General features: G+C 63.9%; 23 protein-coding genes. 17 read left to right on the top strand and 6 right to left on the bottom strand.

The genetic code is table 11. From position 1 onward, the window contains the following. Window positions 1-14 precede the first annotated feature (14 nt). The 6 genes from DWX58_RS05035 to DWX58_RS05055 all read right to left on the bottom strand — a co-directional run bounded on the left by DWX58_RS05035 (window position 15) and on the right by DWX58_RS05055 (window position 5,137). Window positions 15-1,034 carry a DUF4340 domain-containing protein gene (locus tag DWX58_RS05035; protein WP_118641869.1) on the bottom strand — a complete coding sequence of 340 codons (1,020 nt, stop codon included), beginning with the start codon at window positions 1,032-1,034 and terminating at the stop codon, window positions 15-17. Beyond that, window positions 1,034-2,410, bottom strand: a complete 1,377-nt coding sequence (locus DWX58_RS05040) for a GldG family protein (protein WP_118641870.1) — start codon at window positions 2,408-2,410, stop codon at window positions 1,034-1,036. Before DWX58_RS05040 ends, DWX58_RS05035 begins: the two co-directional genes overlap by 1 nt. Before the next feature lie 16 nt (window positions 2,411-2,426). Next, entirely contained in the window at window positions 2,427-3,131 is a 705-nt protein-coding gene (locus DWX58_RS05045) for an ABC transporter permease subunit (RefSeq protein ID WP_118641871.1), read from the bottom strand. Further along, window positions 3,128-3,862: an ABC transporter ATP-binding protein gene (locus DWX58_RS05050; RefSeq protein ID WP_347559149.1), complete on the bottom strand. Its 735-nt coding sequence runs from the start codon at window positions 3,860-3,862 to the stop codon at window positions 3,128-3,130. Before DWX58_RS05050 ends, DWX58_RS05045 begins: the two co-directional genes overlap by 4 nt. Next, the gene (locus DWX58_RS15955; RefSeq protein ID WP_347559150.1) at window positions 3,778-4,125 is read right to left on the bottom strand and encodes an ATP-binding cassette domain-containing protein; all 348 of its coding nucleotides are present in this window, start codon (window positions 4,123-4,125) and stop codon (window positions 3,778-3,780) included. The genes DWX58_RS05050 and DWX58_RS15955 overlap by 85 nt, the downstream gene beginning before the upstream one ends. A gap of 166 nt (window positions 4,126-4,291) precedes the next feature. Continuing rightward, window positions 4,292-5,137, bottom strand: a complete 846-nt coding sequence (locus DWX58_RS05055) for a hypothetical protein (protein ID WP_118641872.1) — start codon at window positions 5,135-5,137, stop codon at window positions 4,292-4,294. Between the two features lie 240 nt (window positions 5,138-5,377). Here DWX58_RS05055 and DWX58_RS05060 point away from each other — a divergent pair, with 240 nt between their 5' ends. The 17 genes from DWX58_RS05060 (at window position 5,378) to DWX58_RS05140 (ending at window position 20,688) form a co-directional block, all read left to right on the top strand. Next, on the top strand, window positions 5,378-6,154 hold the full coding sequence (locus tag DWX58_RS05060; RefSeq protein ID WP_118641873.1) for a TIGR00282 family metallophosphoesterase: 777 nt from the start codon (window positions 5,378-5,380) through the stop codon (window positions 6,152-6,154). A 38-nt stretch (window positions 6,155-6,192) separates the two neighbouring features. Further along, the gene (locus DWX58_RS05065) at window positions 6,193-7,278 is read left to right on the top strand and encodes a DNA repair exonuclease (RefSeq protein ID WP_118641990.1); all 1,086 of its coding nucleotides are present in this window, start codon (window positions 6,193-6,195) and stop codon (window positions 7,276-7,278) included. Continuing rightward, complete coding sequence (locus DWX58_RS15845; protein ID WP_118641874.1) at window positions 7,275-9,521, top strand: AAA family ATPase; 2,247 nt, start codon at window positions 7,275-7,277, stop codon at window positions 9,519-9,521. The genes DWX58_RS05065 and DWX58_RS15845 overlap by 4 nt, the downstream gene beginning before the upstream one ends. Window positions 9,522-9,606: 85 nt before the next feature. Beyond that, window positions 9,607-10,224, top strand: coding sequence for a signal peptidase I (lepB, locus tag DWX58_RS05075; protein WP_243093261.1), 618 nt, complete (start codon window positions 9,607-9,609; stop codon window positions 10,222-10,224). 1,094 nt (window positions 10,225-11,318) lie between these two features. Continuing rightward, a complete protein-coding gene (locus tag DWX58_RS05080; RefSeq protein ID WP_118641875.1) occupies window positions 11,319-11,888 on the top strand; it encodes a DUF3793 family protein in 570 nt (189 codons plus the stop codon). Between the two features lie 66 nt (window positions 11,889-11,954). Next, a complete protein-coding gene (locus DWX58_RS05085; protein WP_118641876.1) occupies window positions 11,955-12,383 on the top strand; it encodes a flavodoxin in 429 nt (142 codons plus the stop codon). Window positions 12,384-12,508: 125 nt separating this feature from the next. After that, window positions 12,509-12,904, top strand: a complete 396-nt coding sequence (locus DWX58_RS05090; protein WP_118641877.1) for a zinc ribbon domain-containing protein — start codon at window positions 12,509-12,511, stop codon at window positions 12,902-12,904. Between the two features lie 13 nt (window positions 12,905-12,917). Further along, on the top strand, window positions 12,918-13,742 hold the full coding sequence (locus DWX58_RS05095; protein WP_199648682.1) for a purine-nucleoside phosphorylase: 825 nt from the start codon (window positions 12,918-12,920) through the stop codon (window positions 13,740-13,742). Between the two features lie 33 nt (window positions 13,743-13,775). Further along, window positions 13,776-14,030, top strand: coding sequence for a hypothetical protein (locus DWX58_RS05100; RefSeq protein WP_118641878.1), 255 nt, complete (start codon window positions 13,776-13,778; stop codon window positions 14,028-14,030). A 1-nt stretch (window position 14,031) separates the two neighbouring features. Further along, the gene (locus DWX58_RS05105; protein WP_118641879.1) at window positions 14,032-15,336 is read left to right on the top strand and encodes an amidohydrolase; all 1,305 of its coding nucleotides are present in this window, start codon (window positions 14,032-14,034) and stop codon (window positions 15,334-15,336) included. Window positions 15,337-15,368: 32 nt separating this feature from the next. Next, the gene (locus DWX58_RS05110) at window positions 15,369-17,225 is read left to right on the top strand and encodes a polysaccharide biosynthesis protein (RefSeq protein ID WP_118641880.1); all 1,857 of its coding nucleotides are present in this window, start codon (window positions 15,369-15,371) and stop codon (window positions 17,223-17,225) included. Window positions 17,226-17,319: 94 nt separating this feature from the next. Then, window positions 17,320-18,120 (top strand): nucleoside triphosphate pyrophosphohydrolase, encoded by an 801-nt coding sequence (mazG, locus tag DWX58_RS05115; protein WP_118641881.1) that lies wholly within the window; start codon window positions 17,320-17,322, stop codon window positions 18,118-18,120. Window positions 18,121-18,200: 80 nt separating this feature from the next. Continuing rightward, window positions 18,201-18,476: an HU family DNA-binding protein gene (locus DWX58_RS05120; RefSeq protein WP_118641882.1), complete on the top strand. Its 276-nt coding sequence runs from the start codon at window positions 18,201-18,203 to the stop codon at window positions 18,474-18,476. 72 nt (window positions 18,477-18,548) lie between these two features. Further along, window positions 18,549-18,791: an RNA-binding S4 domain-containing protein gene (locus DWX58_RS05125; RefSeq protein WP_118641883.1), complete on the top strand. Its 243-nt coding sequence runs from the start codon at window positions 18,549-18,551 to the stop codon at window positions 18,789-18,791. Window position 18,792: 1 nt separating this feature from the next. Continuing rightward, window positions 18,793-19,821, top strand: coding sequence for an FAD:protein FMN transferase (locus tag DWX58_RS05130; protein WP_243093262.1), 1,029 nt, complete (start codon window positions 18,793-18,795; stop codon window positions 19,819-19,821). After that, window positions 19,818-20,192: a NusG domain II-containing protein gene (locus DWX58_RS05135; protein ID WP_118641884.1), complete on the top strand. Its 375-nt coding sequence runs from the start codon at window positions 19,818-19,820 to the stop codon at window positions 20,190-20,192. Before DWX58_RS05130 ends, DWX58_RS05135 begins: the two co-directional genes overlap by 4 nt. Beyond that, complete coding sequence (locus DWX58_RS05140; protein ID WP_118641885.1) at window positions 20,173-20,688, top strand: Gx transporter family protein; 516 nt, start codon at window positions 20,173-20,175, stop codon at window positions 20,686-20,688. Before DWX58_RS05135 ends, DWX58_RS05140 begins: the two co-directional genes overlap by 20 nt. Window positions 20,689-21,350: the final 662 nt, after the last annotated feature.

A 21,350-nucleotide genomic window follows, 5' to 3' on the forward strand; every position in this document is an offset into this window, starting at 1 on the left:
CGGGGGATTTTGATTTAGTCTTCGGTTTCGGGCACGGCTGTCCAGTCGGCCTCCAGCAGGGAGGCGAGGTTGTCCGCCGTGGAATTACTGAGGGCGTGGACCATGTCCGAGCCCTCCTCCATGGCGTAGACGCTCTCGCTCTCCTCCCCGGTGAGGATGCCGCACAGCAGCTTCAGGGTCTGACCGTCGCCGTAGGTCACATTGAGGGTGAGGGTGTCCGTCCCGGCGAGGCCCATGGCCTCCAGCTCCTCCTGGGCGGACTGGTAGGCCAGGCACTCCGTAAAGCTCAGCTGGGCCAGGGCGGAGAGCAGATCATCCACCGCCTGGCTGTCCTGGGGCAGCTCGGCCCCGTCCAGATACCAGGTGTACTCGGTGACCTCCTCGGTGACCGGGTTGCCCTCCTCGTCGTTCTCGCCGGTCTCGATGGTCTCGGTGCGGGCGCTCTTGGTGAGGGACACCGTCTGCTCCCCCTTGGTGAGGGTCACCGCCTCCACATTCTCCTCCTTCAAAGAGGGGAGCTGCTGGGGCTCGCCCAGCTGGAGCAGGGTGCAGTCGGTTTTGTCAAAGAGGTCCGAGGGAATGGTGTACACCCTTCCTTCCTCCCCCTCCACCATGGCGTAGGTGTAGCTGTCCACCGTGTCGCCCAGCAGGATGGTCACGCTGCCGCTCTCACCCTCCGCCGTCACGGTGCGCTGGGGCTCATCCAGGCCGTAGGAGGACAGCTCCTCGGGCTCGTCAATGACCTTCTGGGCCTCCAGGCTCTCAAAGAGCTGGGCAATGGCGTCCAGGTCGTCCCCGTCCACGGGGAAGGCCCCGTCTCCGTCGTAGGTCCAGGTGTCCGTCCCGTCCCAGGTGAAGGCCAGGGCCTGGCCGTCCTTGTCGAAGGCAATGTGGTTCACGTCGGCGATTTGAGCCAGGTAGGTGTGCTCCGCCTCCTCCTGGGCCTGGTTCCAGCCCTTCAGGGCAAAGTAGCCCCCCAGGCAGACCACCACCAGGACGGCCAGCACCACCAGGGTTCTGGTCTGTTTGTTCATCAGCGGCGCCTCCTTTTCAGCCAGATGGCAAGGCCCAGAATCAGGGTGCCCACCGGCAGCACAATGACAAAGAGGAAGCTGAGGGGGCCGTTAAAGGGAATGGTGTTATAGGTCTCCTCCAGACTCTTGGAGGGGATGGAGAAGGTGCTGGACTGGTCCATGTGGGCGGTGACGGCGTTGACAAAGAGCTGCTCGTTGCCCATGCTGGGGTAGTAGGTGAGGACCGCCTCGTTCACCAGGGCGGCAGAGAAGACGGTCAGGGTGCCCTGGTTGTCCCCCAGGGTGGAGACGGCGCCCAGCAGATACTGTCCCTGGGTCTGCTCCTCCTGGGTGACGGCGTAGGCCTCCTCCGAGGTGGTGAGCACCGTCTCCACGGTGACGTCGTCCCGCAGGGTCTCCAGCTGGACAAAGCCACGGGTGTTGAGGATCATGAACTGGCTGTCAGAGGACAGGCTGCCCGCCAGCGAGCCCACGGTGAAGTTGGGAGCCAGGCTATAATAGCTGTCCTGGCCCTGGAGGCTGCGGTAGCAGCGCTGGGGGTCGGCGATGTAGCCGGAGGCCATGCCCAGGCCCGCCCGCTCCATGAGACCCTCCAGGTTGGGCAGGGCGCCCTTGTCCTGGTCCACCAGCAGCAGGATGTGGCCGCCGCCGGTGACGTAGTCCTCCAGCATCTGGGCCTCCTCGGTGGCCAGGTCGGAGGTGGGGACGTTCACCAGCACCAGGGAGGCGTCCTCGGGGACGGTCCCCTCCATAAGGAGGCTCAGCTCACTGACGGTGAGGTTGGCCTTCTCCAGGTCCTCCGACAGCACAGAGGGCAGGTCGCTCTCCCCGTGGCCGGTGAGGGTGTAGACGGTCTGGGTGCTCTCGCTGGTGACGTAGCTCACCGCGGAGGTGAGCTGGCCCTCGGCATCGAAGGCGCTCTCATAGCTGTACCAGTAGTTGTAGTCCATCTCATAGACGATGAGGTCATTCTGGGAAAGGGTGCGGGAGCGGCCGGTGTCCTCACAGGTGACCACCAGGCTGCCCGACTCGGCCTGGTACTCCGCGGCGGCAGCGGGGCTGGCCACCGGGTCAATGTAGGTGACGGTGAGGTGGTCGCTGAGGGCCTCATAGAGCTCCAGGAACTTGGTGATCCGGCCGTCCATGGAGCTCTCCTCGGCCAGCACCACAATCTCCACATCCTTGTCCAGGGAGGACAGGAAGTCCCGGGAGGTGTCGGTAATGTCATAGAGGCTGTTGTCGGTCAAATCCTTCTCGGTGACCGAGGAGGGCAGCTGGCCCACCATCAGATTGAGGGCCACCACCAGGGCCACCGCCAGAGCGGTGGCTCCCGCCAGATAGCCCCCCCGGGCCCAGGAACGGAAGTGTTTTTTCATGATACGCCTCCTTCTCTCAGGCCCAGCGGCGCTTTTGCAGCGTCTGGACGGTCAAAAACAGGAACAGTCCCGCCATGGACAGGTAGAGCACCACGCCCCCCAGATCAAAGAGGCTGTAATTGACAATATTGTCCATGGGGGCGGTGAAGGAGAAGCCGGCGGCCAGCTCCCCCAGCACGCCGGGGAGGAATTCGGCCACGTTGTCCCACAGGTACAAAATGAGCAGGGTGGCGAAGGTACCCACAGCGGCGATGACCTGGCTCTCGGTGAGGGAGGAGAGGAACAGGCCCACCGCGGCAAAGACGCAGGCCAGCAGGAAGAAGGTAAAGAGGGCGGCGTAGTCGGCCCCCAGGTGGGCGGTGCCGCACATGGCCAGAATCATGGGGCACAGGGCGCTCACCGCCATGGGGACGGCCAGCACGGTGACCATGGCCAGATACTTGCCCCACACGATACCCCAGAGGGTGACGGGGCTGGTGAGCAGCAGCTGGTCAGTGCGGCTGCGGCGCTCCTCGGCCATGCTGCGCATGGTGAGGATGGGCACGGCCAGCAGCAGAACCACCACCTGGCTGTAAAGAGCATAGGAGTAGTGGGTGTAGCCGTAATTGAGATTGTAGGCCATGAAGTAAAAGCCGTTGAAGAACAGCAGCACGGCCATATACACATAGCCGATCATGGAGTGGAAGTAGGCCCCCACCTCCCGGCGGTAAATGGCGCTCATTCTTCCTCTCCTCCTTTCTCCCTGTCCTGGGCCCCTTCGTCGGGCACCTCCTCAGCCGCCTCAGGCTGGTCGTCGGTGAGCCGCAGGAACACGTCCTCCAGGCTCATGGCGTCATAGTGCATGTCCAAAAGGGGCAGATCGGCCCCGGCGCAGGCCCGGAAAATGGCCTCCCGGGGGTCGCTGCCCGGGGTGGGCTCCACCCGGAAGGCGCTCTCCGCCCCGTCGCCCGCCAGGTGGATGACCCGTCCCCCGGGGACGGCCCCCTCCAGCAGGGTCTGGGCCTTCCCCGCCTCGCCCCGCACCGTCACCAGCAGGGCGGAGGCCCCGGTAAGCATGGCGGTGAGTTGGGCGGGGGTGCCGTCGGCCACCTTTTTGCCGTGGTTGATGATGAGCACGTGGTCGCACACCTCCTGCACCTCGGAGAGGATGTGGGAGGAGAGGAGAATGGTGTGGTCCTTGGCCAGCTGGCGGATGAGGGTGCGCATCTCCAGAATCTGCTTGGGGTCCAGGCCCACGGTGGGCTCGTCCAGAATGAGCAGTTTGGGGAAGCCCAGCAGGGCCTGGGCCAGCCCCACCCGCTGCTTATAGCCCTTGGACAGGTGGGCGATGAGCCGGTCGGCCACCGCGGCGGTGTCCGTCATCTCCATCACCCGGTCCACCTGGCTCTCCCACTCCCCCTTGGGGACCCGCTTGAGCCGGGCGCAGAAAAACAGGTATTCCTCCACTCCCATGTCGGGGTAGAGGGGGGCAGCTCGGGCAGATAGCCGATGGACCGCTTGGCCCGCTCCGGGTCCTCGGTCACGCTCACTCCGTCCACCAGCACCTGGCCCGACGTGGGGCCCAGATAACCCGTCATCAAATTCATGGTGGTGGATTTTCCCGCGCCGTTGGGCCCCAAAAAGCCGTAGACCTGACCCGCTTCCACCCGGAAGCTCAAATGGTCCACCGCCAGGTGATTTCCATACCGCTTTACAAGGTCGTTTACCTCAACCAAGGCTCGCGCCTCCTTTTCCAAACATGTTCCGTCCCATCTTACCTCCCGGTGCTGAAGGTAATCTGAATTATTTCTAAATTCTTTGTAAACTTGCCCTTCTACATCTCCAAACGCACCATAGGAAATAGCAATAAAAAAGATGCGCCCTATCCGGGCGCATCTTTTTCTATTCCTCTTTCTCAGAGATATTAAAATCAAAAATATATTCTTCCAGCTCTTCATTCCAATCACCGGAGTCGCCCTCCATAATGATTTGGAATGGAGCCTCTTTAATAGCGGGAAATACAACAACACCCTCTGAAGTTATTCCTGGACGTATATCTGTTTGCAGTTCCGGATAATCTGCCATAAAATTCCACGTATATTCGTATTGCGTTCCGTCCTGAATCAAAAGCATGTTGAATTCATACAAGCTAAACGTACTGCTTCCATTATTGGTCACAGAAATGTATGCCCGTGTTTCCTCTTCTGCCAATTCCACCGTTTGGACGGTTACGGAATACCCCCGTTGTTCAATGGTTTTTGTCGTCGCCTCAGCCACAGCAATGGTCGGCATAACTGCCTCTTTATATGTCAATACCGCAAGTTCATCTGCGCGGATTAAGGGAGCCGTAACCGTTGCTCCCATCATATTTTCGCCTACCAGTACATCCGCAACCGTTCCCTTTACGCGAACATACTGATTATCTTCCACTGTAAAAGAAGGGTCCAGGTAGGCAACAACCGTATTGTTATTAAAATTTTCAGCGTCAGCCCACATCTGGAAATACACGCCGTCCTCGTCATAGTCAACACCGGCAAACACTTGCCCTACAAGTTCCACGGTTCGTCCAATATAGTCTTCCGGAGAGGAGTACATCCTCTTTATTTCATCTTCGGTTAGCGGCGCTATCTGCGGTTCTTCTACGCTTTCACTGGGTCTGCGTGCTGGCTCCTGGCTGCCTGATTCTGTGTTTCCAGAACAGCCTGCTAACAGAATTGCCACTGCGATCGCAAGAAATAGCTTTTTCAATCTTACCATCTCCCTTGTCTATAATTGGGACAGCAAATTTCCTTAATTTTTCCTTGAATTTATTGTACCTGCTTTTATTTTGCGCCGCAACCAAAATTTATTTCGGAATGTCCTATAATCTACACCTTACCAACCGCTCAGGTCGGGTGCGGCGCTTTTCGGTTGCGCGGGGCTGGAAAATCCAGTATAATGAGATGTTAAGGCGCCCCGGAGGGGGCGCGGAGAGAGGAGCTTTTGCCTATGCTGCTGAACATACTGGCGGTTGGCGACGTGGTGGGCGAGGGGGGCCAGGACATTCTGGCCCGCCGGCTCATGGAGCTGCGGGAGGAGACCGGCGCCCACTTCGTGGTGGTCAACGGAGAGAACGCCTCCGGCGTGGGCATCACCCCCGCCCAGGCCCGGCGGATGCTGGACGCGGGGGCGGACGTCATCACCCTGGGCAACCACACCTGGAACCGCATTCAGATCGGGGACTTTCTGGACAAGGAGCCCCGCATTCTCCGTCCCGCCAACTACGCCGGACGGGTCCCCGGCCGGGGAATGGGCATTTACCCCTGCAAGGGGTTCCGCATCGCCGTTTTGAACCTGATGGGCCGGGTGGAGCTAAACCCCAATCTGGACAGCCCCTTCAAGGGGGCAAACCGCCTTCTGCGGGAGGAGGGGTATGACCTGGCGGTGGTGGATTTCCACGCCGAGGCCACCAGCGAGAAGGGGGCCATGGGCTGGTACCTGGACGGCAAGGTCCAGGCCCTGTGGGGCACCCACACCCATGTGCCCACCGCCGACTGCCAGATTCTCCCCAAGGGCACCGGCTTTGTCACCGACCTGGGGATGACCGGCCCCAGCCGGTCCGTGCTGGGCATACGCCCCGAGCACTCCATCAACCTCTTCCTGGGGGGCCTGCCCCGCCGGTACGAGGAGGCGGAGGGCCCCTGCAAGCTCAACGCCTGCCTCTTCACCATCGACACGGACAAAAAGCGCTGCACGGCGGTGCGCCGGGCGGACATCCAGGAATAATCCACCCACTTTTACCCTAGGAAAGGCAGGCTTTGCCCATGCTTCGAATCTTACATGCCGCCGACTTCCATCTGGACAGCCCCTTTGCCGGCCTCACCCCGGAGCAGGCCCAGCGCCGACGGGGGGAGCAGCGGGAGCTGCTGGAGGACCTGGCCGCCCTGGCCCGGGCCGAGCAGGCGGAGCTGGTGCTGCTGCCCGGCGACCTTCTGGACGGGGACCGCTTCTACCCGGAGACCGCCCAGGCCCTCACCCGGGCGCTGGGCTCCATCCCCTGTCCCGTCCTTCTTTCCCCGGGCAACCACGACTTCTTTTCTCCCCAGAGCGTGTACGCCGCCCTCACCTGGCCGGAGAACGTCCACGTCTTTTCCTCCGGAGAGCTGGAGCGCTTCGACCTGCCGGAGTTAAACTGCGCCGTGTGGGGCCGTGCCTTCACCGCCCCCCGGGAGGACACGTCCCCTCTGGCGGGCTTCTCTGCCCCCAGGGACGGAGCGCTCCACATCGGCTGTCTCCACGGGGACACCACGGGCGGCACCGACTACGCCCCCATTTCCCCGGAGGACATGGCCCAGAGCGGCCTTACTTACCTGGCCCTTGGCCACATCCACCAGTACTCCGGCCTTCAGAAGGCGGGGGGCACCTATTGGGCCTACCCGGGCTGTCCCCAGGGCCGGGGCTTTGACGAGACGGGGGAGAAGGGCGTGCTCCTTGTGGACGTGGACGAGGGGTCGGTCAGCACCCGCTTTGTCCCCCTGGCCCGGCGGCGGTACGAGATTCTCTCCGTGGACCTGACCGGGGAGGAGAGCGCCCTCGGGGCCATTGAGGCCGCCCTGCCCCCGAACACCCAGGACCACATCTACCGCATCTTGCTCACCGGAGAGGGGGAGACCCCCGACCTGGCCTCCCTGGAGCGGGCCCTGTCCGGCCGGTTTTACGGCCTCACCCTCCGGGACCACACCCGCCTGCCCCGGGACCTGTGGCGGCGGCGGGAGGAGGACACCCTGACGGGGCTCTTCCTCCGGGAGATGCAGTCCCTCTGTGAGCAGGAGCCGGACAACGAAGTCTATCAGCTGGCGGTGCGCTTTGGCCTGGCCGCCCTGGAGGGAGGGGAGGACGCCGCCCTATGAGAATCAAATCCATGACCGCCACCTTCGGCAAGCTGGAAAAGGCCCGGCTGGAGCTGGGGGAGGGGCTAAACCTCATCGAGGCCCCCAACGAGGGGGGCAAATCCACCTGGTGCGCCTTCTGGCGTGCCATGCTCTACGGCATCGACACCCGGGACCGGGACAAGAAGGGCCATCTGGCGGACAAGAACCGTTATCAGCCCTGGTCGGGCGCCCCCATGGAGGGGGAGGTGGAGCTGGAGTGGCAGGGGAGGGCCGTCACCCTCCGCCGGGGTCCCCGGGGAAACACCCCTTTCGGCTCCTTCTCCGCCGTCTACACCGGGACGGAGGAGCCGGTGCCCGGCCTCACCGCCCAGACCTGCGGGGAGCTTTTAACCGGGGTGGGCCGGGAGGTCTTTGAGCGCTCCGCGTTCATCGGCTCCGGGGGCAATCTCACCGTCACCGCCGCCCCGGAGCTGGAAAAGCGCATCGCCGCCCTGGTGTCCTCGGGGGAGGAGGACGTGTCCTACTCCCAGACGGAGGGGCGGCTCAAAGAGTGGCTCAACCGCCGGAGGGTGAATAAGAGCGTGGGTCTCATTCCCCGGCTCACCCAGGAGCTGGAGGAGGTGGAGGAGGCCCTCGCCCAGGTGGAGGAGACCGCCGGGCAGATTGCCTCCCTGGAGGCCCGCCGCGCCGCCCTGGAGGAGGCGCTGGGCCAGCTGGAGGGGGAGCGGGCCATCCACCAGCGCCTTGCCCGGCGGGACTTGGACCGCCGCTGCGCCCAGGCGGGGGAGGAGCTCCGGAAGGCTCAGGAGCAGCTGGACGCCCTCACCGCCGAGCAGGCCAAGTACGGCCCCATCCCCGATGCCGAGCACCTGAAAAAGGCCCAGGGGGAGCTTCAGTACCTGAAGGTGCTGGACGATGAGATCCGCCAGGGCACCGACGCCCTGAAGGAGGCCGAGGAGGCCTATGTCCAGGCCCAGATTGCCGCCCAGGATGAGCACTTCCAGGGCCTTTCCGCCGAGGAGGCCGTCCAGCAGGTCCAGCGCCAGCTTCACTCCGCCCAGCAGAGCCGGGACAAGGCCCGCCGCTGGAAGGTGACCGGGGGCGCTCTGCTGGCGGGGGCAGTTTTGCTGGTGGTGCTCTATCAGCTTCTCTTCTCCGGCGCCTATCCCAGCTGGGTGGCGTTTCTGGGGCCCTGCGCCGTCCTGCTGTTTCTGTCGGGCCTCTTCTGTCTGTTCCGGGGACGGAAAACCGCCGTTTCGGAGGAGACGGTCTGCGCCCGCTATCACGTCCAGAGCCGGGAGCAGCTGGACCAGCTGCTGCGGGATTACGCCCAGCGCTGTCAGGCCGCCCAGATTGCCGCCCAGCACTCCAAAGAGATTCGGGGCACCCTCAACGACCGGAAGGCGCGGCGGGACAACAGCTGGGCGGATATTACCGCCTTTGTCCGCACCTTCGCCCCGGAGGTGCAAAATGAATTTGGCGTCTCCGCGGCCCTGTCCCGGGCCCTGAACCTGGGACACGAGCTGGCCATGGCCAAGGATCGGGTGGAGGAGCGCCGCCGCCGGCGGGAGGACCTGCTGGCCCAGGGGGGAAAGGACTTTGACACCCTGGAGGCCATCGTACCCCCGGAGCGCTCCCCGGAGCAGACCCTCCGGGCCCTGGAGGAGGTGTCAGGGCGGCTGGAGCAGGTGCGTCAGGCCCTCAACCAGGCCCTGGGCCGTCAGAAGGCGGTGGGCGACCCCGCCGCCCTGGCCGCCCGGAAGGAGGAGCTGCAGGAGGCTCTCCGCCGCCGGGAGGAGGAGTATGACGCCCTCACCCTGGCCATGGACGCCCTGAAACGGGCCAACACCCACCTGCAGGAGCGTTTCTCCCCCGAGCTGAACCGGCTGGCCGGGCAGTATTTAAGCCGCCTCACCGGCCAGCGGTACGCCTCGGTCACCCTCAACCGGGAGCTGGAGGGGGCCGCCGCCCGTGCGGGCGACGTGCTGCCCCGCAGCGCCCTGTACCTGTCCCGGGGCACGGCGGACCAGCTCTATCTGGCGGTGCGGCTGGCGGTGTGCCGGCTGTGCCTGCCCGAAAAGCCGCCCCTGGTGCTGGATGACGCGCTGGCCGCCTTTGACGATGAGCGGCTGGGGCTGGCCCTGGAGCTTCTGGAGGAGCTGGCCGGGGAGCAGCAGGTACTGCTCTTCACCTGCCAGAGCCGGGAGGGTGCCCTTCTGGCGGGCCGTCCCGGGGTCACCCGGCTGGCTCTGCCGGTATAAGAGTTGCATTTCCCGGAAAAAAAGCATATAATGCTCCCATTCCATCATTGGTCCGTCCCCGGTTGGGACGAAGGAGGAGATCCCCTTGTCTGAAGAATTTGAATCCAACATCCCTCCCCAGGAGGAGATTGTCCCGGAGGACGCCGCCCCCGACGGGGAGGAGCGTAAACCCGGCCGGGAGCTTTTCGAGTGGCTCCAGATGATCATGGGCTGCGTCCTGGTGGCGGTGGTGCTCTTTAACTGCTTTGCCCGGCTCACCCGGGTGGACGGCGACTCCATGAACAACACCCTGGAAAACGGCGAGCTCATGCTGGTTTGGTCCCTGGGCTACACCCCCAAGCAGGGGGACATTGTAGTTCTGAACAAGACCACCGCTGATTTCCTGGGTAACCGGGCCATTGTCAAGCGGGTCATTGCCACTGGCGGCCAGACGGTGGACATCGACTACAACACCGGCACCGTCTATGTGGACGGGGAGCCTCTGGACGAGCCTTATATCCGGGAGGAGATGTACCTGCCCTATGTCTCCACCATGCAGCAGACCCACTGGGAGGTGCCGGAGGGGTCCATCTTTGTCATGGGCGACAACCGCAACGCCTCCACCGACAGCCGGGATGACCGGCTGGGCACCATTGATGAGGACTATGTCCTTGGTAAAGTGGTGCTGGGGCTGTGGCCCCTGTCCCGGGTTGGGGCCATGTAAGCGGCCTGCTGCCTCTCTGCGTTTGGAACAAACGATTTTACGCGAAGTCCGGACCTGTTTTGCCGGCCGCCCGTTGGGCGGCCGGTTTTTTGTTGTGACCCATATTAGGTTTGCAGGGACAAAAACGGGATGTGGGGATTTTTCCTGCGGGTGGGGAGGGGATGGTTTCGCCTGCGGGCGAGTAACTTTCTGTACGGACAGAAAGTTACCAAAGAACCGTCAAAGGGGAGAGGGATTTCGATTTCCCCCCTGATAGAAATTCCATCCCCTTGAAACGACCAATCTCGTCCTCGCGGACTTCATATCCTTCGCCTCGTCCTAAAGGACAAGGCTCACTCATTTCGTCGCTCGTCCTCTCCCAATGGAACCCGCTTCGCTGGGCTTCCATTGGGTCCCCATTGCGGCCCCCTATTGGATGTACCCCCCGGGGGCTGGCGGTGCCCTAAACCATTCAGCGGTGAACCGTCCGAGCAGGCAACGAGACCCGCTGACGGGTGCGGCACCGGAATGTGGGTGCGTCTCACAGTGCGTTTCCGCCAATCCGGAGTACTTTCCAGCGGCGAAGCGTCCACCCAAGCCCTTCCGCGAGAGCTGGAAAGCAGGCGCGATACCTCTTGTAGAAGTAGGTGGTCATTCAACCAAACCTTAGCGGCAGCGATTGGCGCACAGACACGCATCCTGGGCTTTTCCCGCGCCGGTTGGGTATGTTCCACTTTCTTGGTGGCTCCCCCGTAAAATATATGGGGGTCCGGGGGCAGGCGGCATAAAAACACGGAGTGTTTTTCGAGACGCCATCCCCCGGTGGCGTTTTGCCTACTTTGCCGACATGGGCAAAGTAGGTCGCCCCGCAGGGCGAAATTTCCCCTACCCCGCCCGCAGGCAAAGCATCCCGTCTATTCCGTCCATCAAGTGAGACAGTCGAACAGGCAAGTCACATTCTCCCGCAGATTTTTCTTGACAAGGCCTCTCCGGTATGGTATTTTGTCATTGGTTAGCAAGCGCTAACTAATGACAACCAACATCTACCGCCTGCCCCTTGGGCAGTTTCTTTTCCCCATATAGTTAGCTATAACTAACTAAAAGGAGGCCTCACCATGGAATCTCATTCTCCCAATTTTGAACGCACCCTGGCCTGGCTGTGCGCTCCCTCCCTGGCGGGCATCAAGCCGGCGGATCTCATCTCCTACCGCCCGGAGGAGGGGGAGCCGGCGGACCTCCCCGCCCGATACGACGCCATGCTGGCCCCCCGGGGCATCCGGGTGCGGGCGCTGTGCCGCTGTCCCCGGGGCTGTCTCCTGCTGGTGTACCGGCCGGAGCGGCTGGAGCGCTCCCTGTCCGACCCCCGGGTGCGGGAGCTGCTGGTGGAGGCGGGCTACCCGGCCCAGGGCGACCTGGAGACCATGCTGTCGGTGCTGTCCGGGCGGCTGGGGCAGGGGGGCCCCTTCCCCCACGAGGTGGGGCTCTTCCTGGGCTATCCCCCGGAGGACGTGGAGGGCTTCTGCCGCAATGGCGGCCGCAACTATAAGCTCAGCGGCCCCTGGAAGGTGTACGGCCATGTGGAGGAGGCCAAGGTCCGGTTTGAGACCTTCCGCCGCTGCCGGGACACCCTGTACCGCCGTGTGGAGGAGGGCCGCACCCTGGCCCAGATCTTCCCGGCGGCCTGACGCCTGTAACCGCTCCGGCGGATTGCAGATATACCACTTCAACAAACCGAATTGGAGGTTCTGATTATGAGTAAAATGGCTGTTATCTACTGGTCCATGTCCGGCAACACGGAGGCCATGGCCAGCGCCATCGCCGAGGGCGCCCGGGGCGCTGGGGCCGAGGTGGACCTGATGCAGGTGAGCGAGGTGTCAGTGGACCAGGCCCTCAGCTATCCGCTGCTGGCTCTGGGCTGCCCGGCCATGGGGGCCGAAGTGCTGGAGGAGTCGGAGTTTGAGCCCTTCTTCGCCCAGCTGGAGGGCCGGCTCAGCGGCAAGAAGGTGGCCCTGTTCGGCTCCTACGGCTGGGGCGACGGCCAGTGGATGCGGGACTGGCAGGCCCGCACCGAGGGGGCCAACGCCAATCTCTACCAGGAGGGCCTCATGGTCAACGAGACCCCGGACGACGCCGCTCTGGAGCAGTGCCGCGCCTTCGGCGCCGGTTTCGCCGCTTTTTGATTTGGATTTTCTCCTCTCTTTGGGTCCGCGCTTTTGCAGCGCGGGCCCCTTTTTATTGCATTTGGGCCCGCTTTGGTGTAAAATAGGGGTACCCTGAATTTGGAAACACGGAAAGGAGCCTCTTTATGGACGATAAGGTAAAGGAACTGATGGACCGAATCCGCGGCACCGCGTCGGTGGCGGCCGACGCCTGCGCCGACACTGCCCGGGTGGCCGGGAAGAAGGCCGGGCAGATGGTGGACGTGGCCAAGCTGAACGTGCAGCTCTTTGACCTGAACGGGGAGTTCAACGACATCCTGCGCCAGCTGGGCCAGGTGATGTACAACACCCACAAGGGCCAGACGCCCGAGGAGGACCCCCTGCCCCAGCTGCTGGCCCAGGCGGACGAGACCGCCGGCAAGATCGCCGACATCAAGGCCCGCATCGCCGACCTGCGTCAGGCCCAGACCTGCCCCGGCTGCGGCGCGCCCTGCGGCAAGGAGGACCAGTTCTGCCGCCGCTGCGGCACCAAGCTTTCCTGAAGGAGCACATTCTATGACCCATACAATGGAACACTACCACCAGAGTGCCGGGGCCATCCGGTCCCGGCTGGGTGGTTTTACGCCTAAAATTGCCCTGATTCTGGGCTCCGGCCTGGGCTTTTTGGGGGACGAGGTGGAAAACCCCATCGCCGTGGACTACAAGGACATCCCCCACTTCAAAACCTCCACCGCCCCCGGCCACAAGGGCCGCCTGGTCTTCGGCACCCTGGAGGGGCAGAATGTGGCGGTGATGCAGGGCCGGATGCACCACTACGAGGGCTACTCCTACGAGGAGGTGGCCTACGCCGTGCGGGTGCTGCGGCTGCTGGGCTGCGACACCCTCATCGTCACCAACGCCGCCGGCTGCGTGCGCACCGACTGGCAGGCGGGGGACCTGATGCTCATCACCGACCACATCAAGATGTTCTCCGAGTCCCCCCTCCGTGGGGAAAACCTGCCCGAGTTCGGTCCCCGCTTCCCCGACGCCTCCCATCTCTACACCCCGCGACTGCGCCAGCTGGCCCATGAGGCCGCCGGCGAGCTGGGCATTCCCCTGCGGGAGGGCGTCTACTTCTACTGCTACGGCCCCCAGTACGAAACCCCGGCGGAGATCCGGGCCGCCCGGATTCTGGGCGGGGACGCGGTGGGCATGTCCACCGCCCCGGAGGTCATTGTGGCCGGCCACTGCGGCATGGAGGTGCTGGGCTTCACCCTGCTCTCCAACATGGCCGCCGGCATTCTGGACCAGCCCCTCAGCGAGCAGGAGGTGCTGGACGCCGCCGAGGCCGCCCGGGAGAAGTTCTCCGGCCTCATTCGGGCCTGCCTGCGGAAGCTGTAACCCTCCCATTTCGCGCCAAAGGAGCTGTTGAATATGATTACCCCCTTTAACCGCGCGGAATTGCTCATCACTTATGACTTCAACCGCCTCAGCCAGGTGCGGGACGCCCTGGCCGGGGCGGGGATTGATTATGCCTACCGCTTCAAGGATCTGGGCAGCCCCACCTTCGGCGGGACCCGAAGCCGCAGCGGTACCTTCGGCATGAACCAGGAAGTACGGACCGAATACAAGCTGTACGTCCACAAAAGGGACCTGGCGCATGCCCAGGCAGTAATACGAGGAGTTTAATATGGCTATTTTATTCCAATCCGTCACCGTTCTTCCCATGGACGGCGAGCGGAAGGTCCTTCGGGACGCCTTTGTGGCGGTGGAGGGGGAGCGCATCACCCACGTGGGCCCCACCCGTCCCGCGGGGGACTTTGAGCGGGTCATCGACTGCGCCGGGCTTGTGATGCTGCCCGGCTTTGTCAATGCCCACACCCACCTGCCCATGACCCTCATGCGGGGGTACGGAGGCGGGTGCGATCTCCACACCTGGCTCAACGACTATATCTTCCCCGCCGAGGCCCGGCTGGACGATAAGTCGGTGGCGGCAGGCACCGCCCTGGGGCTGGCGGAGATGATCGCCTCGGGCGTCACCTGCGTGGCCGACATGTACGACCACTGCGACGCCATCATCGGGGAAATTCTGAAGGCGGGACTCTCGGCTAACATTGCCCGGGGCGTCACCCTCTTTACCGACGACTACTCCTTTGACTCCTTCCCCGGCTGTGTGGAGACCCAGGAGCTCACCCGCCGGTGGAACGGCTACAACAACGGACAGATCAAGGTGGACGCCTGCGTCCACGGGGAGTACACCTCCCGACCCGCCCTGTGGAAGGACATGGGGGCCTGGGCCAGGGAGAACAACCTGGGCATGCACGTCCACGTGTCCGAGACCCGCTCGGAGCACCGGGAGTGTCAGGAGCGCTGGGGCAAGACTCCCATTCAGGTACTGGACGAGTACGGGGTATGGGACTGCGGCCGGGCTCTGGCCGCCCACTGCGTGTATACCACCCCGGAGGACTGGGTTATCATGAAGGAGAAGCACATCTCCTGCGTCCACAACCCCTGGTCCAACCTGAAGCTGGGCTCCGGCGTGGCCCCCATCCCCGCCATGGTGAAGGCTGGGGTCAATGTGGCTCTGGGCACCGACGGCATGTCCTCCCACAACAGCGCCGACTTCTTCTCGGACATCAAGCTGGCCGCCGTTCTTCACAACGGCGTGGGGAAGGACCCCTCCGCCCTCTCCGCCTGGGACGCCCTGGAGATGTCCACCGTCCGCGGAGCCGCCGCCCTGGGCCGGACGGACACCGGAGTCATCGCCCCGGGGAAGATCGCCGACCTCATTCTGGTGGACTTCACCGCCCCCAACCTCACTCCCTGCCATGACGAGGCGGAGAATCTGGTCTTTGCCGCCCACGGCTCCAACGTGGCCATGAATATGTGCCGGGGCCGCGTCATATATGAAAAAGGCGAGTTTTTGACCCTGGACCTGGAGCAGATCCGCGCCCAGGTGAAGGAGTCCGCCCTGCCCCTGGTCTTTGGGGCGTAACCGCCAAATCCGTTTTTTATAGGAGGAGCCCTATGCCCTCATACGGTCATGCCCCCCGCCGGGTGGCAAAACAGAAACAGAATACCTTCTTCGGCGGCGCCGCTGTTCTGGCTGCCGGCATTCTGATTGTCAAGCTCATCGGAATGTTCTATAAAATCCCTCTGGTGTGGGTCATCGGGGACCAGGGCAGCGCCGACTTTTATAACGCCTACAACATCTACGCCGTGCTGCTCACCATCTCCACGGCGGGCCTGCCCGTGGCCGTGTCCAAGCTGGTGAGCGAGGCCAGCGCCACCGGCCGCCACAACCAGGTGCGTCGGGTCTTCCGATTGTCCCTGGCCCTCTTTTTGGTGCTGGGCGTGCTGTCCTTTACGGTGATGTTCTTCCGGGCCGACTGGCTGGCCGGGCTGATGCACGACACCAAGGCCGCCCCGGGCATCCGCGCCCTGGCCCCTGCTGTTATCTGCGTGGGCTGTCTGTCCGCCTTCCGGGGCTACTCCCAGGGCCACAGCAACATGACCCCCACCGCCGTCTCCCAGATCATCGAGGCCCTGTGCAAGCTGGTGGTGGGCCTGGGCCTGGCCTACTGGCTCATCAAGGGGGGCCAGGATGAGAGCGTGGCCGCCGCCGGTGCCATCACCGGCGTCACCGTGGGTACCATCGTGGCCCTGGCCTACATGGTGCTGGCCTTCTTCTCCGGCCGGGGCAACGAGCCCCTCAGCCGGGACGTGCCCGACGCCCCCCGGAGCATTCTCACCGACATCCTGCGCATCGCCATCCCCATTACCATCAGCTCCTCCATGGTGGGCATCGTCACCGTCATTGACTCCTCCCTGGTCCAGGGCCAGCTGCAGCGGGTGCTGCTGGAGAATCAGGACAGCTGGAAGCTGTACACCGACTTCGTGGACTTCTCCACCCTAAAGGAGGCCTTTACCGCCTGGACCGCCTCTCTGCCCTCCGGCGGAGTGGTCACCCTGTCTGCCCTCAGCCAGCAGGTGCAGGAGGAGCTGGCCGCCGGCACCGCCCAGAGCGCCGCTCAGACCCTCTACACCACTCTGGAGGATGTGAGCCGCTCCCTCTACGGCAACTACTCCGGCGCGCTGAACATCTATAACCTGCCCACTTCCCTCATGGCGGCCATCACCTCCGCCGTCATTCCCGCTGTCTCCGCCACCCTGGCCCGGCGGGACCGCCGGGGCACCGCCCGGATCACCGGCTCCGCCCTGCGCATCACTGCCCTTCTGGCCTTCCCCATGGGGGTGGGGCTCTTTGTCCTGGGCGAGCCCATTATGCAGCTGCTCTTTGCGGGCAAGCTGGAGGTGGGTCTGGCCGGTCCTCTGCTGTCCACCCTGGGCCTTGCCACCGTGTTCGTGTGCATGATGCTGGTGTGCAACTCCATCCTCCAGGCCCACGGCTTTGTGAACCTGCCGGTGTTTATCATGGTCATCGGCGGCGCGGTGAAGATTTTTGCCAACTACAACGTGGTGGCTCTGCCCGGCGTAGGCATCTATGGTGCCCCCCTGGGCAACATCCTGTGCTTCGGCCTGTGCCTCATTCTGGACCTGGTGGTCATCTCCCGGGTCATCCCCGGCCGACCCCGGTACCTGCCCATCTTCCTGAAGCCCCTTGCAGCCTCCGCCCTCATGGGCGGCTCCGCCTGGGCGGTGTACGGACTGCTGTCCCGGCTGCTGCGCAAGACGGTGGAGACCGAGGGCGTGGTCACCTACGTCCTCAGCTGGAAGGGCAATGCCATTGCCTCCATGGCGGCCATCGTGGTGGCCATCGGTGTGTACGGCGTACTGGTGGTGGCCCTGCGGTGCCTGTCCCGGGACGATCTGGCCCTGATGCCCAAGGGCGACAAGATTGCCCGGCTGCTCCACCTGGATTAAGGTTGCCATTTCTCCAAAATTTGCCTCTTTTTTCCGGTATGTTTCCCCCGTAACGGGTAAATATTGAAATTTAACTTGATAAGGACGACAAACTGTGGTAGATTTTCATTACGCGAATTCTTACAAGATGGAGGATCTCCTCCGGATCATGGAGCTGCTCCGGGCCCCCGACGGCTGTCCCTGGGACCGGGAGCAGACCCACCAGTCCATCCGGCGCAACATGCTGGAGGAGGCCTATGAGGTGGCCGAGGCCATCGATCAGCAGGACCCCGCCCACCTGAAGGAGGAGCTGGGGGACGTGCTACTCCAGGTGGTCTTCCACGCCCGCATGGCCGAGGAGGCCGGCCAGTTCACCTTTGACGACGTGGTGGACGGCATCTGCAAGAAGCTGGTCTTCCGCCATCCCCATGTGTTCGGCGGGGTGGACGCCCGGGACTCGGACAAGGCCCTCACCACCTGGGAGGAGCAGAAGAAGGCCGAGAAGGGCCAGAAGACCGCCGGGGACACCCTGGACGCGGTGGCCCGGTCCCTGCCCGCCCTGATGCGGGCGGAGAAGCTCCAGGACAAGGCCCGGAAGGCGGGCTTTGACTGGAAGGAGACAGGCCCCGCCCTGGACAAGCTGTCCGAGGAGGTGGGCGAGCTCCGTCAGGCCGTGGAGCAGGGCACCAATCCCCAGGAGGAGCTGGGGGACGTGCTCTTTGCCGCGGTGAAGGTGGGGCGCTTCTTGGGTGTGGACAGCGAGCTGACCCTCCACGCCGCCTGTGAAAAGTTCATCGGCCGCTTCCGGAACATGGAGGCGCTGGCCGGCGGCTCTCTGGAGGGCCTGGACCTGCCCCGGCTGGAGGAGCTGTGGTGCCAGGCCAAGGAGCAGGAGCACGCCCAGACAAGGACTTAAAGTTCCCGCTGTGGGAATTTAAGTATATTCTTTCGACAGTCGCCCCGGCGGCACTGTCCATTTACAGGAGGAAAACAAGCATGAACAAAACCGAGCTCATCGCGGCTGTCGCCGAGAAGGCCGAGCTGTCCAAGAAGGATGCTGAGGCCGCCATTACCGCCACCGTTGACGCCATCACCGAGGCTCTGAAGCAGGGTGAGAAGGTGCAGCTGGTCGGCTTTGGCTCCTTTGAGGTGAAGTCCCGCGCCGCCCGTACCGGCCGCAACCCCAAGACCATGGAGACCATTCAGATCCCCGCCTCCAAGACCCCCGTGTTCAAGGCTGGCAAGGCTCTGAAGGACATCGTGGCCGAGTAAATCAACTTTACCTGACGGGGGCGCTTTTCGGCGCCCCCGTTTTCTCAATTTTCCGAAAAAGGAGCGTACCCTATGCGTCTGGATAAATGGCTGAAAGTCTCCCGCCTCATCAAGCGCCGCACCGTGGCCAACGAGGCCTGCGACAACCAGCGGGTCACCGCCAACGGCCGCCCCGTGCGGGCCAGCTATGAGGTGAAGGAGGGCGACCTGCTGGAGCTGCGCTTCGGCGAGCGCACCGTGAAGGTGGAGGTGCTGGTGGTGGCGGACAACGTGGGCAAAAACGACGCCGCCGCCATGTACCGGGAGGTGCTGTAAGGTGCTCCGGCGTTGTTTGGCCCTGGGGGCGGCCCTGATCCTGATGGCGGGTCTGCTCACCGGCTGTCAGGCCAAGGCCGCGGAGAGCACTGTCTTTGCCATGGACACCGTGATGTCCCTCACCGTCTACGGCGGAAAGGGAGAGGAGGCGGTGGCGGAGGCTACGGAGCTTATCTATGACCTTCAAAACCTGCTGACGGCCACCGACGAGAATAGTCCTCTCTACGCCCTCAACCACGCCGGCGGGGCCTGGACCACGCTGGACGGGGACCTGCTGGCCCTGCTCTCGGACAGCCAGGCGCTGTGTGAGAAAACCGGGGGCGCTCTGGATATCACCGCCTACCCGGCGGTGCAGGCCTGGGGCTTTATCTCCAAGGACTACCGGGTACCCGGCGAGGAAGAGCTTACCGACCTGGCCTCCCGCATTGACTATGCCGCCCTGGAGCTGGACTTGAAGGGCAGCCGGGCCCGCCTGCCCGAGGGCATGGAGGTGGAGCTGGGGGCCGTGGCCAAGGGTTACACCGGCGACCGCCTGGCCCAGCTCATGGCCGAATTGGGGGTAGAGAGTGCCATTTTCAGTCTGGGGGGCAACGTCCAGGCGGTGGGAAGTAAGCCCGACGGCTCCCCCTGGCGGGTGGCCATCCAGGACCCGGACGGCCAGGGGAATCTGGCCATTGTGGAGGTCACCGACAAGGCCGTGGTCACCTCCGGGGGCTACCAGCGGTACTTTGAGCAGGACGGCGTGACTTACTGGCACATTCTGGACCCGGTCACCGCCGCCCCCGCCCGCACGGGGCTTCAGTCGGTCACCGTCATCGGCCCGGAGGGCCTGGTGTGCGACGGACTGTCCACCGCCCTGTTCGTCCTGGGGGAGGAGCAGGGGATGGCGTTCTGGCGGGACCACCCGGAGCTGGGGGTGGAGCTGGTCTTTGTCCGGGAGGACGGCTCGGTGGCCATCACCGCCGGGCTGGAGGACTCCTTCACCCTGGGGGACGGGTTTACGGACCGGGAAGTGCAGGTGCTGTCATGAGCCGCAACGCCAAACTGATTCTCCTGCTGCTGGTGCTGGTGGGGGCGGCCTGCGCTGCCTTTGTGCTGCTGCGCCCGGCAGGGGAGGGGACCGTCGCCCGCATCACCCTGGACGGGAAGCTGGTGGAGGAAATTGACCTGTCCGCCGTCACCGAGCCCTATACCTTTACGGTGGAGGGCCCCGGCGGCTTTACCAACACCATCGAGGTGGAGCCCGGCCGCATCCGGGTGCGGGAGGCAGGCTGTCCGGACCAGGTGTGCGTCAACCAGGGGTATATCTCCGACGGCACCGTACCCATCGTGTGCCTGCCCAACAAGCTGGTCATTGAGATTACGGGGGGAGGGGACAGCCTTGACGCCGCCACCGGCTAAGGGGGCAAGGCGGCTCACCCGCCTGGCTCTGCTCACCGCCATCGCCCTCACCATCTTCCTGGTGGAGGCCCAGCTGCCTCCCCTCACCGCTGTGCCCGGCATCAAGCTGGGCCTTGCCAACATCGTCACCGTGTACGCCATGTTTACCCTGGGGCCCGGGGACGCCCTGCTCATCCTGTGCGCCCGGGTGTTTCTGGGGGCGGTCTTTTCCGGGCAGATGATGACCCTCATCTACTCGGCCGCCGGGGGGCTTTTGAGCTGGTGCGTGCTGCTTTTGCTGCGGCGGCTTCTCACCCGGGAGCAGATCTGGCTGTGCAGCCCGGTGGCAGGCGTGTTCCACAATCTGGGCCAGCTGCTGGCCGCCGCCGGGGTGATGAAGACCTGGGCGGTGCTGGCCTACCTGCCCTATCTGGTGCCCGCGGGCATCCTGGCCGGACTGTTTACCGGCCTGTGTGCCCAGTTTCTCATGGCCCGGCTGGACAAGCTGGGGCCGTGAACCTTTTGTTCCAACATAAAACAGCGTCTGTACCAGGTATGGTACAGACGCTGTTCTTTTGTATCCCGCATTCCGTAGGGGCGGATGTCCTCATCCGCCCGCTTTGCCAGGGCACAAATGGGTGCGTGAGGATTTCGCCTGCGGGCGAGTTCCTTTTGCAGCGGTGCAAAAGGAACCAAAAGACCGCCGGGGGCGGCTCACGGGCATTTACAATGCCCTATCCCGCCTGCCCCCGGACCCCCATTTGTTTTACGGGGGAGCCACCAAGGGGCGAGGTTGTATCCATCCAGCGCGGGAAAAGCCCAGGATTGGTGTCTGTACGCCAACCGCTGCCGCTAAGAGGCGGTTGAATGACCACCCACTTCTACAAGAGGCATCGCGCCTGCCTTTCCGCCCTCGCGGAAGGGCTCAGGCGGACGGCTCCGTCACCGGAACGTGCGCGGTATTAGCAAAAACGTGTCGTAAGACGTACCGGGTTCCGATACTGTGCCCGGCCGCGAGTGTCGGTGCCTGCTCCGTTGCTCCACCGCTGGTCCTTTTAGGGCACCGCCACCCCCCGGGGGTACATCCAATAGGGGGGACCGCAGTCCCCCCTGATTGGTCGTTTCAAGGGGATGGGGTATCTAGGGGAAGGGGGAAATCGAAATCCCCCTTCCCCTAGA

This window comes from Pseudoflavonifractor sp. AF19-9AC (assembly GCF_003478995.1).
In the GTDB taxonomy this organism is placed as follows: Bacteria; Bacillota; Clostridia; order Oscillospirales; family Oscillospiraceae; genus Lawsonibacter.